Origin of the sequence: Catellatospora methionotrophica, assembly GCF_011297335.1 — a bacterium.
Lineage (GTDB): Bacteria > Actinomycetota > Actinomycetes > Mycobacteriales > Micromonosporaceae > Catellatospora > Catellatospora methionotrophica.
This window is the reverse complement of sequence record NZ_JAAOTJ010000001.1, coordinates 1171977-1184283: the sequence shown is the minus strand read 5'-3', so window position 1 is coordinate 1184283 and position 12307 is coordinate 1171977. Positions and strand designations below refer to the sequence as shown.

General features: G+C 72.7%; 12 protein-coding genes and 1 tRNA gene. 4 read left to right on the top strand and 9 right to left on the bottom strand.

The window, feature by feature from the left end:
- Positions 1 to 39: 39 nt before the first annotated feature.
- Positions 40 to 1572 carry a vWA domain-containing protein gene (locus HAV40_RS05120; protein ID WP_239086368.1) on the top strand — a complete coding sequence of 511 codons (1533 nt, stop codon included), beginning with the start codon at positions 40 to 42 and terminating at the stop codon, positions 1570 to 1572.
- A gap of 64 nt (positions 1573 to 1636) precedes the next feature.
- On the opposite strand, the gene HAV40_RS05115 is transcribed toward HAV40_RS05120, so the two are convergent.
- Positions 1637 to 2215: a hypothetical protein gene (locus tag HAV40_RS05115; protein ID WP_166379442.1), complete on the bottom strand. Its 579-nt coding sequence runs from the start codon at positions 2213 to 2215 to the stop codon at positions 1637 to 1639.
- A gap of 264 nt (positions 2216 to 2479) precedes the next feature.
- Here HAV40_RS05115 and HAV40_RS05110 point away from each other — a divergent pair, with 264 nt between their 5' ends.
- A complete protein-coding gene (locus HAV40_RS05110) occupies positions 2480 to 2704 on the top strand; it encodes a hypothetical protein (protein WP_166379440.1) in 225 nt (74 codons plus the stop codon).
- Positions 2705 to 2765: 61 nt separating this feature from the next.
- Here HAV40_RS05110 and HAV40_RS05105 read toward each other — a convergent pair whose 3' ends face one another.
- Positions 2766 to 3398, bottom strand: a complete 633-nt coding sequence (locus HAV40_RS05105) for a TetR/AcrR family transcriptional regulator C-terminal domain-containing protein (RefSeq protein WP_166379438.1) — start codon at positions 3396 to 3398, stop codon at positions 2766 to 2768.
- A 70-nt stretch (positions 3399 to 3468) separates the two neighbouring features.
- Between HAV40_RS05105 and HAV40_RS05100 the strand changes: the two genes are divergently transcribed.
- Together HAV40_RS05100 and HAV40_RS05095 are read left to right on the top strand one after the other, a co-directional pair.
- Entirely contained in the window at positions 3469 to 3714 is a 246-nt protein-coding gene (locus tag HAV40_RS05100; protein ID WP_166379436.1) for a hypothetical protein, read from the top strand.
- A gap of 127 nt (positions 3715 to 3841) precedes the next feature.
- Entirely contained in the window at positions 3842 to 5365 is a 1524-nt protein-coding gene (locus tag HAV40_RS05095; protein ID WP_166379434.1) for a metallophosphoesterase family protein, read from the top strand.
- Positions 5366 to 5495: 130 nt separating this feature from the next.
- On the opposite strand, the gene HAV40_RS05090 is transcribed toward HAV40_RS05095, so the two are convergent.
- From HAV40_RS05090 to efeB, 7 genes are all read right to left on the bottom strand, one after another.
- The gene (locus tag HAV40_RS05090; protein WP_166379432.1) at positions 5496 to 7655 is read right to left on the bottom strand and encodes a TerD family protein; all 2160 of its coding nucleotides are present in this window, start codon (positions 7653 to 7655) and stop codon (positions 5496 to 5498) included.
- Between the two features lie 55 nt (positions 7656 to 7710).
- Positions 7711 to 7838 (bottom strand) — tRNA-OTHER (locus HAV40_RS05085).
- Between the two features lie 71 nt (positions 7839 to 7909).
- Complete coding sequence (locus HAV40_RS05080) at positions 7910 to 8905, bottom strand: hypothetical protein (protein WP_166379430.1); 996 nt, start codon at positions 8903 to 8905, stop codon at positions 7910 to 7912.
- A 54-nt stretch (positions 8906 to 8959) separates the two neighbouring features.
- Entirely contained in the window at positions 8960 to 9487 is a 528-nt protein-coding gene (locus HAV40_RS05075; protein WP_166379428.1) for a hypothetical protein, read from the bottom strand.
- A gap of 77 nt (positions 9488 to 9564) precedes the next feature.
- Entirely contained in the window at positions 9565 to 9957 is a 393-nt protein-coding gene (locus tag HAV40_RS05070) for a BlaI/MecI/CopY family transcriptional regulator (RefSeq protein ID WP_166379426.1), read from the bottom strand.
- Positions 9958 to 10057: 100 nt separating this feature from the next.
- On the bottom strand, positions 10058 to 10960 hold the full coding sequence (locus tag HAV40_RS05065; RefSeq protein WP_166379424.1) for a M56 family metallopeptidase: 903 nt from the start codon (positions 10958 to 10960) through the stop codon (positions 10058 to 10060).
- A 66-nt stretch (positions 10961 to 11026) separates the two neighbouring features.
- Positions 11027 to 12286, bottom strand: a complete 1260-nt coding sequence (efeB, locus tag HAV40_RS05060) for an iron uptake transporter deferrochelatase/peroxidase subunit (protein ID WP_166379422.1) — start codon at positions 12284 to 12286, stop codon at positions 11027 to 11029.
- Between the last annotated feature and the right edge of the window lie 21 nt (positions 12287 to 12307).

The following is a 12307-nucleotide window of genomic DNA, read 5'->3' as shown; positions in this document are numbered from 1 at the left end:
CGCATTCATTCGTATTCGTGGAGGTGTGCCTTGAAGCGTGTGCTCACCGCACTCGTAGCGGCCTCGGCTCTGGTCGCGACACCCGCATTCGCCACCGACGGCAACCTGCCCGGCGGCACCAGCATCGCCGTGACCATCACCGGCCCGGCCGACGGTGCGGCCGTCGCGCCCGGACCGGTCACCGTCACCGGCACGGCGTCGGTGGGCACCGGCGCCCCGGTCGCCGACACGTCGCTCATCTACGTGCTCGACGCCTCCAGCAGCACCGCCAACAACGGCGCGCCCAGCTGCGGCAACATCCTGCAGTGCGAGATCGCCGCCGGGCTGGCCCTCAACGCCCAGGCGCAGAGCGGCACCATCGGCGACGTCGGCCTGGTCGCGTTCGGTGTCACCGCGGCCACCGCCGACGTGCAGCCCGCCCCCGGCGACCAGTTGCTGACCGGCCCGTCGACCGACGGCAACGCCAACGGCGTACGCGACATCGAGGAGGTCGTGTCGTCGACCTTCATCAACGGGGTCGCCACGTTCACCAACAAGAACGTCGGCGGTGGCCAGACCAACTTCGCCGACGCGATCGCCAAGGCCCGCGTGGTCGCCCAGGCGTCCACCCGTGCCCGCAAGATCGTAGTGTTCATGTCGGACGGCTTCGCGGTGGGCGGCGGCAGCATCACCGTGCCGCTGGCGGGCATCCCCGACGACATCGACATCTACACCTTCGCCGTCGGCAGCGGCGCGGACTGCGCCAACGCCGGGCCCAACAACGAGGGCAGCCTGGAGCAGATCACCGCCGCGACCGTCCCGGGCGGGCACTGCGTGCAGGTCACCGACGTCGGCTCGCTGCCGGCGATCCTGCCCGGCGTCATCGCGTCCAGCCTCGACACCCTGTCGTTGCAGGTCGACGGCGGCTCGTTCACCCCGATCGGCAACGCGGCCATCACCCCGGACCTGCCCCAGAACGGGCCGGTCAACGTCTCCTACAGCGTCAACACGCCCGCGCTGGGTGTCGGGACGCACCGGCTCTGCGTACGGGCCGACGGCGCCGACGGTGGCGGGCCGGGCTCGGTCGCCGACTGCCACACCGTCGTGGTCAACGGGCCCGGGGGAGCGTTCGCCCTGGAGGCCACCGGCCTGGTCAAGATTGCCCGTACGCCGGAGGCGGTCTGCCCGCCCGGCGCGACCAAGACCCAGGTCCCGGTCAACCTGCCGCTGGTGACGACGGGTGTGCTGAACGCCAGCTGCACGGCGGCCGGCGGCACCACCACGGCGCGCTCATCGGTGGACGGGGCGACGCTGCTCGGCGGGGCGGTGCAGCTCAGCGCCATCACCAGCACCTGCACCGGTTCCAGCAGCGGCAACACCCGCTCGTCGCAGGTGGTCGGCACCATCAACGGCACCCCGATCAGCGCCGGACCGGCCACGATCGGCATCGCGGGCGTCGCCACGATCCACCTGAACGAGAGCACCACCGGACCGGGCGGACGCCTGGTGCAGAACGCCGTGCGCGTGGAGGTGCTGGGCCTGCTGGGCATCGTGACCCAGCAGATCGTCCTGGGCAGCTGCTACCTGGGGTAGGGGCGGCGCGATCCACACGGTCGCACCGGAATGCGCCTGACCGGCCCGTTCCGGTGCGACCGTGCTACCTCACACTGGTGGGCGGCGCGACCAGTCCGGTGCGGGCACGGATGAGGGACGTCAGCTCCGCAGCCTGGGTGACGATGCCGGTGAACGTCACCCGCGCGCCGTCGCGCAGCACGAGCGTGACGCGGTGGCAGTGCGTCGGCGGCAGTAGCCACCGGGCCAGCGGGGAGGTGCGCCGCCGCTCCTCGATCCGCAGCACGTCGGCCCACGGGACCACGGCCCAGCGCGGATAGCCGGGATGCCCCGACATCAGGCCGAAGTCCAGCGACACGACCAGTCCGCGCTCGTACACGGTGAAGAACTCGTACCTGTGCGGGCCGAGTTTGCGCACACCCCAGAAGAAGTATCCCAGCGACGCGGTCATGAACAAGCACATGCCCATCGGCAGCGCGTCACCCATCGTGACGCCGATGGGCTCGTCGCGCCTGGACTGCAGCAGTGCCAGCACGGCGGCGATCACACCCAGGGCGACGAGCGGGACTGCCACGTTGCCCAGCAGGTAGAGCCCCGCGCGGCGGGTGTCGTAGGAGAACCGCCGCTGCGCCGCGCCGAGTTCCGGATCTGCGGTCGAGTCCATGATCAGTCCTCTCCGAGGGCGGGGTACCGGACTCGACGGTAGGGCCGCGTGCGTGCCAGTGGTGCTGCCCGGTCGCCACCGGACCCGGATCGGCGCTGGTCAGGGTGTGTCCACGGCAGCGGTGGCGGGCTCCCTGACCGGCCCGGACCGGGAGCCGGGCGGCCCGGCCGTGCCGTGTGTCGGTGAGGCGATACACCATGGCTCATCGCCGCGGCTGCCGCTATCTTGATCTCGACCTGCTGGTCTGTCGGCGCGGAGGGCGCGGTGGAGCTGTTTCTCGTCGCGCTCGCGTTCATCTGTCTCGGTGTCGCGCTGCGCTACTTCGCCGACGCGCTGCTGGACTACCTCCTGCCCGTCGTGGTGTTCCTCGGCGTGAGCGTGCTCGGGGCGTTCGGCCTGTCGGAGCTGACGGGATGGTCGTTCCCGCTGATGTTCGTGGTGGTCGGCCTGCCGGTGGGTCTGCTCGTGCTGATGCGCCCGTTCGAATGACCGGCTGCCGCGCCGGGCAGTCGCCGTGGCCGGACCGGCGTTCAGCGCAGCGGGTGACCGGTCAGCCGGTGGCTCCGGCCTTGGCTGCGGCACCCGCGATGACCACCTCCAGGCAGTCGTGGAACAGGTCGTCCACCGTCCGGCCGGGGCCGAAGTAGTCGGTGATCGCGGCGACCACCGTCGGGTGCCGTCGCGTGAAGGCGGCCATGTCGAAGTCTTTCAGCCCTTCCGGGTTTGGGCGGGGGGCCTGCTCCTCCAGGACGTGGCCGACGGTGAAGCGCTCGACGGTCAGGACGATCACGCGGGCGTGCCGCAGCGGGATGCCGCGCGTGACCAGGGTGCTCATGGCCAGTTCGGAGATCGCCGCCATGGTGGCGGACAGCTGCGAGGCGGAGACGACCCGGGCACCGTCGGGGTGGGCGAGCAGCGCGCGGCGCAGCCGTCCGGCGAGCTGACGCAGCCAGTCCTGCCAGGGTTGATCCGGCTCGGGCGGTGACATGTCGCCGAACTCGCGGTCGAGGATCGCGTCGGCGATCGCGGTGACCAGGGCCGCCTTGTTGGGCAGGTGCCAGTACAGCGTCGGCGACTGCACGCCGAGCCGCGCGGCGAGTTTGCGGGTGGTCACGCCGTCGAGACCCTCGGCGTCCAGCAGGGCGACGGCCTCGGTGACGATCCGCTGTCGATCAAGCGCCAACGTAGCACCTCCCGCCGATACTCTATCAGTGCTAGGGTCGTCTCTATCGCCGATAGAGAGGAAGATCGACATGGCGTACGAGAGTTCGCTCCGCGGCCTGCTGCACCGGGCGACGCACCGCGTTCCCGGGGTGTCCGCGCACGTCGAGCGGCCCACCGGACACCAGGGAGCGGCGCATCACGGCCGTGCCCAGCGGCGTGGCATCGCGGCTCAGGCTTCGCGGAACCACGGCGGCGATCACTCGTCGGCGCACCCGCCACGGTTCATGCCGGCCTGGCAGCGCCGGATCGCGGCACTGTTCGGCCAGGAGGTCTGACCGCGTTGCTTCCCCATAAAGCGCTAAATCGCCCAAAAGGTCAACTAGTGTCGTAACGGGGCGAATCGACCTTGAGGCTCCAACATCGCAGCACGTCAAGCGGTAGCCGGACCGCAAGGGGGCCATGGTGGAACGTCGGTATGTCGCGCGGGCGGGGTTCGTAGCAGGACTGCTGCTCGCGGCGGTGCTCACCTCCGCGACGTTCGCGCCGGACCCGGCCGCCGAACCCGAGGGCCGGTCCGGCGGCCGCGGTGACGGCGGCGGCTACGGCCCGACTCCGCCGCCGACGTCTCCGCCGCCGTCCGCGCCGCCGCAGGAGGCCTGGGCCTGGACCCAGCTGATCCCGGGCGGCACCCAGGTCAGGGTCGCCACGCCCGCGGCCACCTGCCCGATCCTGGTGGTCACCACCGGCACCCAGGTGGTACGCCACCAGATGGTCCTCGAGAGCACGGTGGCGCTCTACCCGACCACCGCCACGGTCTGCACCCGGCGGGTCGCCGGCACCGCCACCGCGGCCCGCATCGACGTGGCGACCAGCCCGGTCCCGGTGCGCCCCGACGCGGGTGGCGCGGTGCCGCTGCCGAACTGGACCCAGCCCGGCTCGGCCACGCGGCGGCCCGCGAACATCGCGCTGATCGGCGACACCGGCTGCCGGATCCCGGCGGCGGGCACCCCGCAGGCGTGCACCCCGCAGCCGCAGGACTGGCCGTTCCGGCGCGTCGCGAACAGCGCCGCGGCCAACCCCGTGCCGCCGAACCTCGTCGTGCACCTGGGCGACTACATCTACCGGTCCCGCCCCGGCCCGACGCCGTCGCCGCTGTGCGGCGGACCGGGCACGAGCCCGAGCATGCACACGTGGGGCTGCCTGGTCGCCGACTTCTTCCAGCCCGCGGCACGCCTGCTGGCGCAGGCGCCGTTCGTGTTCGTCCGCGGCAACCACGAGACCTGCGGCCGTTCCGGCGAGGTGTGGTTCCGCTACCTGGCGACCACGCCGAGCACCACCGCGTGCGGCGGGCCGAACCCGCAGGACTTCAGCCCGCCGGTACGCGTCGCGGCGGGCACCCTGGACCTGCTGCTCATGGACACCTCCTGCGCCTCCGACGAGTCGGTGCCGCCGTCGTGTGCCCAGGCGCAGCGTCCCGCGCGGTACACGGCACAGTTCAACGAGGTGAACAGCAGCCTCGTGCAGGCGGGGGAGAACTTCCTGCTCAGCCACACGCCCATCTGGGCCGTACGCGGGCAGACCCCGGCCGGCAATCCGGTGTGGATCGACGAGATCCTGTCCAGTGCCGTGGCGGCGACGAGCCTGGGCATCCTCGACCGGCGGATCGACCTGGTGCTGGCCGGGCACATCCACCTGTACCAGATGCTCACCTTCGACACGAGCACCCAGTTCCACCGCCCGCCCGTGGTGACGGTGGGCGCGTCGGGCACCGAGCTGGACCCGAAGACGTGGCAGGACAGCGACCTGGTCGGCAAGCCGGTCGACGGCGTCGCGATCGGCGACCTCGTCACGAGGAGCGAGTTCGGCTACGGCGTGCTGCGCGACACCGGCACGACCTGGAACCTGCGGTTCTTCAACCAGTTCGGCACGCGGGTGCCGGGCACGAACTGCAACCTCGTCGGCGCGCGCTTCCCCAACTGCGGGTGACGGGCAGCCGGGGACGGAGCGGGCGAAGCCGAGGAGAGCGCGGGCGCTGGATGCCAGATCTCCGCTCGCGCGGAGTTCCCGATTTGAACGGAAAAGAAGGAAGCGCCTGCATAGCCTCGGCTGTCGCCGCTTACTCGGGGATCAGCTCACCGAGCCGGTCCAGTGTATACACCTGGGATCCGTCCGGCAGCCCGTCGGGCGCCGTGATGCCGAGGTACGTCACGGGCCCGTCGGGCAGCCGGCCGTCCCACATCGTCACCTCGGCCCGCTCCCGCCACCGGTCCACCAGGTACGACACGGTGAGGTAGCGGCGCTCGACCAGCGCCCGGACCTGCTCGGCGGTGCTGAACGCGTTGCCCTCCACCCGGTTGAACGACGGCGTGCCCGGCAGGTACAGGTGCAGCCACAGCGCCTGCCAGCCGTGCTCGTTCCTGCTGAACACCATCGGCAGCGCGATCCGGCCCCGGCCGCGCAGCACCGAACGCGCCCGTACGGTCCGCGCGTCGAAGGGCGCGCCCCGCTGGTCCAGCGCCCGGGTCTGGTACCCGAACATCGACTCGGCCACCTCGTCGAACGACTCGCCCGCGTAGACGTAGACCTGCGGAACCACGTAGTGGCCGCCGACCGTCAGGGGCACGTCGATGAACTCGGTCGCGCCGTCGGCGGCCTCGGTGACGTCGCCGGAGTGCACGACGCCGTCGTGGTGGTAGTTCGTCCAGGACACCTGGCCCGCGGTGTGGAACTGCTCGTCGAGCAGCAGCATCGACAGGTCGTAGTCGGTGCGGACGCGGGCCTGACGCCAGTACGCGAAGAAGCGCAGCAGCTCGCCGGACACCGATGCCCGCGAGCCGCGCGGCAGCACCGCGAACCCGCTCTCGGACGCCTTTCCCGACAGCGGCAGCGCGACGTCGAGCACCTCCGGGTCCACCAGCAGCGGACCCGGCAGTTCCGGCAGCCGGGCGCCGATCGCGGCGTCGAGCCGGGCCGACAGCTCGCCCACCAGGTCGGCGGGCAGCGGCGCACGCTCGTCGGGGCCGGTCCAGGCGCGCCGCGACCGGTTCACGTACAGCCGGGCCGACGCGGGCGTCAGCCGGTTGTCGACGTGCTCGCGCAGCGACAGCAGCACCCGGCCCGACGCCGTACCCAGCGCCGCGGTGACCGCGTCGAGCACGGCGGCCCGCTCCGCGGCCGGGGCCAGGCGCAGCAGCCGGTCAGCTGACCGCAGCAGCAGGCCCGGCGCGGCCGACAGCACCGACGCCGCCAAGCCGACATTCCCGGCGCGGATCGCGGCCTCGGCGCGCCCGGCGAGGTTGCCGACCCGCTGCTCGCCGCGCGCGACCGCGAACACGGACTGGGCGTGCGGCCACTGACCGTACTCGTGCGGGTGCAGCCGCTCGCCGAGCCGCTTCCACCGTTCGGCATGGCGCGCGACGTCACCGAGCTTGTCCGGATGCGCGCCGACGACCCGGTCCAGGGCGGACAGCAGCATCCGCCGCTCGGGGCGGCGGAAGGCGCGAAACCGCGTGGCGGTGGCCAGCGAGGTGTCCCCGCCGGATACCTGGCAGGCCAGGCGGAGCACGTCGGTCGTCGTGTCGACACCGATCAGCGGCCGCCCGAGGACGAGCCGGATGCCGTTGAGCACGGCACGGTTCTCCCGGACCGGGATCGCGGCGGGCTGCGCGCCGTCCGCGCAGGCGACCGCCAGCTCGCTGAGGATCGCCAGGTCCGCCTCGCCGTGCGGCGTCGTGCTGCCGGCCATGGCCAGGTAGAGCCGTTCGGCCTCCACGTCGGCGGTGTCGCCGAGCGCCAGCAGGGTCACCCGGTCACCGGCCGTGGCGACCAGTGCGTCGTGCACGGCCAGCAGCTCGTCGTAGGTGTGCTGGTAGGTCCCATACGAGGGCAGGTCGAGCAGGTTGACCCCGCCCGTGGCGAGGGCGTCGCGCAGCTGCTCGTCGGTGGCGGTGCCGCCGCCGGTGAGCACGGCCTCGCGCAGCCGGTCGGTCCAGAACGTGAGGGTGTCCGGGACACCGTCGGGGAAGCCGATGAAGTAGGCGTTGTGCCGCACGTGGTCGCCGACCAGTTCGCGTACCGCGGCGACGGCGGTGGCGGCGAGGTCCATCGCCGGTGCCGGGGCCAGGGCGCCGATGTGCTCCAGCAGCGGGCGCGACGCGGAGAACCCGGCGTCGAGCAGGGCCGCGTCCAGCTGCCGGGCCACCGCGCTGCCGTCGCCGGCCGCGCCGGTGCTGGCAGGCACGCGCAGGGTCTTCTGGATGATCAGCTTCTCGAGCACCTGTGCTCCGTTCCGGTCGGCTGCGGCGGTCGCGGCCCTCGGCCGCGGGGGAAGGTGGGCCGCCGGGGACTCGAACCCCGAACCCTTCGATCCAAAAAGGAGAAGGAAGTGCCTCCATGGCCGCATACGCGGAGAACGGACGCACTGACCAGTCGAATGCTCTCCCATTTGAGCTAGCGGCCCACATGTCGATCATCGCATCGGCCGGGCGGGCTCGGCCAGCGGGTTTCAGTGACGTCGGCGGCTATGCGGCGTCAGGGCTGTGGGCGCGGCGGTTTCGGCGCTTTGAGGGCGTACACCAGACGGCTAAGCCCGCTGGTCTCGTTGACGTCGACTCGGCCTTCGATCAGCAGCCCGCCCGCGCCCCAGGTGAGCAGGTAGCTCATGCCGCGCCGGCAGATGCTCGGGTCGCCGTGGTGCCACCTCTTCGGGCTGTCGGCGGTCAGCCGCCGGGCCAGCGCGTTGGTGGCGTCGGCGTCGGACGCTTCGGCGACGCGCAGCGACGGAGCCCACGCCGTGCCGTCGGCGACCTGCGCGCCCGGTGGGACGTAGAGGTAGACGCGGGTGCCGGGCACGTCCGGTGCGGCGGGCACCCATTCGACCGGGCAACCCAGCGCTCTGGCCGCCTGCACCGGTGTGACCAGCAGGTCGGCCGGTGGGGTGTGGGCCTGCGCGGCGTTGGCCGACGCGGGCAGGCGCAGCACCTCCAGCGATCTGACCTGCCGCCCCCGGGCGGTCAGCCGTAGCCGCACCAGGGCACCGGGCGTGACCCGCGTGTAGTCGGCGGCGCTGACGGCGGTGCCGCCGACGGGCGTGCTGCCGTCGTCGACGGCGATCCAGTAGCCGCGGGTGCGCTCCTCGCCGGTGATGAGGATCCGCCGTTCCAGCACCGTGCCCTCGACCACGTCGGTGCGGAGGTAGCCGATCAGCAGCCACCCGCCGACCAGCAGCGAGAGCGCGCTGACACCGGCGGCGATCAGCACGGCGGCCGGTGGCACGGACGGCATCGTGGACAGCACCACCACGCTCGCGAGTGCGGCGCTGCCGCCGATCCACATCCACAGCAGCCCGAACCACAGCGACGACCGAGGGTGGTAGCTGCCGGGCGGCCCGTACCGGATCTCCCTGCCGCCGACGGTCGAGCGGCGCTGCGCCCTTTCCCTGCGGGCGTCCTGGGCGGCGAACACGACGGCCATGCCCAGCAGGGCGATGACGATCGCCCAGGCGCCGATCTGCTTCAGCTCGTCCACGCCGTCATTGTCGGCGCACCGGGCAAGCGGCCAATGTGGACCGAGACCCGCCGGTCACGCCGGGTGGCGCTGCAGGGCGGTGCGCTGGGCGGGCAGCTGGTGCAGCCATACCACCAGCGCCCGCAGCACCTCCTGGTCGAACGAGACCCGCGCGGCTTCGATGGCCGATGGCGGCACGGCCGCGCGTTCGCCCTGCCGCAGGCGCAGCAGGGCCAGGGCGCGATGGGTGAACTCGTCGAAGTCGGCCGGCTCGGCGGCCTCCAGGGCGAGCAGGCCCTGCGCGACGATCTCGTCGGGCGTCGCGGCCGGCTCGACGGTGACCAGGCGCGTCCGCTGGCGTCGGCGTCCGGCTTCGGTCAGCGTGAGCAGGGTCCGGTTGGCCGTCCGCGTGGACGCCGCAGCGGCGCGGTCTTCGACCAGGTGGCCGGTGCGCCGCAGCCGGTTGACCGCCGCCAGCACCCGGCCGAGCCCCACCGCGCCCTGGTGGCCGAAGGTCTGCTGGTGGCGGGCGTGCAGGTCGAAGGCGGTGGTGGGGCGGGCGTGCAGCATGATGAGCAGCACGTCCTCCAGTGACAGTGCCACAGGCCGCCTCCACCAGCTTCTACAAAGTGTAGAAGTTAACAGAGGCTCGGGACGTCCGGTGTCCGCGCTGGTGGAAACTATTCGGCTTCGTCGCGCAGCAGGTCGCGCAGGATCCGCTCGTCCCCGGCGTCGAGGCTGCCCAGGAAGCGGCGCAGCACCGACGTGCGATCGCTCTCGGCGGACAGCAGGCGGGTCATGCGTTCGGCGACCAGCCCGGCGGCGTCGCGGACCGCGGCATACCGGTATGCCCGCCCGTCGCGCTCGCGGATCACCGCGCCCTTGATGTGCAGCCGGCCGAGGATGGTCACGACCGTGCTGTAGGAGAGGTCGGCCTCCGGAGCCAGCCGGTCGCGCACCTCACCGGGTGTCAGCGCCAGACCGGCATCGGTCAGCACCGTGACGATCTGCGACTCCAGCTGGCCGGAGCGGCGGCGGCCGGAGTCGGCGCCGTCTGGTCGGATAGTGCTCATCAAGACCGACTCTATCGCTGCGGCGGGCCCGCCCGGCCACTGCCCGCGTCGGCCCGCACCAGGTCCGGACAACGTGGACGCCCGCGCCGGTGCGGCACGGTCACTGCGCTCCGCTGGCTTTGACGAGCAGTTCGCCGAGGTCGTACGCCGCCTCAGCGGTCCAGACCAGCGAGGACAGGGCGAGCAGCGCGGGCACCAGATACCAGGGTGCGGTCGCCGAGCGCGGCGGGGCCAGCAGGCTCGCCACCCGCTGGGGAACCGCGCCGCCCCGCCCCGCCGCGTACAAGCCGAGTCCGGGGGCCGCCGCCGCGCCCAGCGCGGCCCGCCCGATCGCCTGCGCGACGGTCCGGCGGCTGCCGACGGCCTGGGCGGCCTGCTCGTCCGCGGCACGCTCGACCAGGTAGCCGACATGGCGGGCGACCCACCACAGCGCCGGGTGCGCGGCCGAGGCGATGTCGGCCATCGCGACCAGCCGGTGGTGGTTGTGGTCCAGGTGCGCCCGCTCGTGCGCGATGACGGCGTCGAGCTGGAGGTCGTCGAGGTGGGCGCGCATGCCGGTGGTGACGACGATGCGGCCCGGCCGTCCTGGCACCGCGAACGCCTGCGGGCGCTCGTCGGGGATCGTCAGCACCGTCGCGGTGCCGTCGCTGTAGCGGCGGGCTTCGGCCAGGACACGACGGTGCCGGCGCGCCTTGAGCACCGCCGGGATGACGGAGGTGGCCAGCAGCACCGCGCTGAGCGTCGGCGCCCACGCGACGTCGGCGGTGTCCGCGTAGACGATGCCCGCCGACCAGTGGAAGAGCGCGCCGACCACCGGCAGCTGCGCGACGGCCTTCAGCGTGAACAACGTCAGGTTGGCGATGCTGGCAGCGGCCGTGGCGGCGGCCGACCAGGCCACGACGCGGGCCGCCCGGCCCGGCGGCAGACGGTCGGCCAGCAACCGCACCGTGATGCTGACCAGGACGGGTGCGACGATGACGGACCACAGGAAATGGTCGAACATGAGGGCCTCCCGCCGGATCTGCGCGGTCGAGTCTGCCACGTGACACCGGCGGGGGGCCTGACGGGCTCAGCTGAACAGGGTGCGGCCCCAGTGGTCGCCGTCGCCGGTGACCCCGGGCGGGCAGGCCCACAGGCCGCTGGACACGTGCCGGATGTACTCGTTGAGCACGTCGGCGCGGGCCAGGCTGCGCTGCACGGGCACGAACTGCTTTCGCGGGTCGCGCTGGTAGGCGATGAAGAACAGCCCGGCGTCCAGGCGGCCCAGCCCGTCGGAGCCGTCGACGAAGTTGTAGCCGCGGCGCAGCAGGTGCGCGCCGTTGTTGAAGTCCGGATGCGCGAGGCGGATGTGGGCCTGCTTGGCGATCACCGGCTCACCGTCGTCACCCCGGGCGTTGAAGTCGGGCTCGTCGAACTCCTTGGCCTGGCCCAGTGGCGCGCCCTCGCCCTTGTCCCGGCCGAAGATCGCCTCCTGCTCGGCCAGCGAGGTCCGGTCCCAGGTCTCGACGGTCATCCGGATGCGGCGGGTCACCAGGTAGCTGCCGCCGGCCATCCACGCCGCGCCGTCCTCGGCGCGGGCCCACAGCTGCTCGCGCAGCAGGTCGGTGTCCTCCAGCTTGAGGTTGCGGGTGCCGTCCTTGAAGCCCATCAGGTTGCGGGCGGTGGCCTGGTCGCGTGAGGTGCTGGAGGTGCGGCCGAAGCCGAGCTGCGAGTAGCGGATCGACACGGTGCCGAAGCCGATCCGGGCCAGGTTGCGGATCGCGTGTACGGCGACCTGGGGATCGTTGGCGCAGGCCTGGACGCACAGGTCGCCGTCGCTGATCTCGGGGCGCAGCGCGTCGCCGGGAAAGTGCGGCAGGGGCTCCAGGGCGGCCGGGATCCGGTCGGCGATGCCGAACCGGTCGAGGCCGGCCGCGTCGCGGAACAGGCTGCGGCCGAAGCCGATGGTCAGGGTCAGCCCGGAGGCGGGCAGGCCCAGGGCCTCGCCGGTGTCGTCGGGTGGGGCCTCGGCCTGGCCGCCGACCGCGCCGAGCAGTCCGGCGTCGCGGCCGGCGGTCATCCGGGCGGCGGCGGCGGTCCACTCGCGCAGCATCTCGACCAGCTTGGCCCGGTCCTTGGTGATCACGTCGAACGCGGCGAAGTGCAGCCGGTCCTGCGCGGGGGTGACGATCCCGGCCTGGTGCTCGCCGAAGAACGCCACCGGCGCGGCCGGCGACGCCGAGGCCGGGGTGGGCGTGCCGCCGACGAAGGCCGACCCCACCGCGACGGCCCCGGCGGCGCCTGCGATACCGATTCCGGCCGTGGTCAGGGCCGTTCTGCGGGAAACCATGGTGCTACCTCCAGGGGAGTG

What these genes read in the sequence shown, in the direction of transcription:
- HAV40_RS05065 (WP_166379424.1), bottom strand. Translation starts at nt 10,960, where the DNA reads ATGTTCGACCATTTCCTGTGGTCCGTCATCGTCGCACCCGTCCTGGTC.
- HAV40_RS05070 (WP_166379426.1), bottom strand. Translation starts at nt 9,957, where the DNA reads ATGAGCACTATCCGACCAGACGGCGCCGACTCCGGCCGCCGCCGCTCC.
- efeB (WP_166379422.1), bottom strand. Translation starts at nt 12,286, where the DNA reads ATGGTTTCCCGCAGAACGGCCCTGACCACGGCCGGAATCGGTATCGCA.
- HAV40_RS05115 (WP_166379442.1), bottom strand. Translation starts at nt 2,215, where the DNA reads ATGGACTCGACCGCAGATCCGGAACTCGGCGCGGCGCAGCGGCGGTTC.
- HAV40_RS05100 (WP_166379436.1), top strand. Translation starts at nt 3,469, where the DNA reads ATGGCGTACGAGAGTTCGCTCCGCGGCCTGCTGCACCGGGCGACGCAC.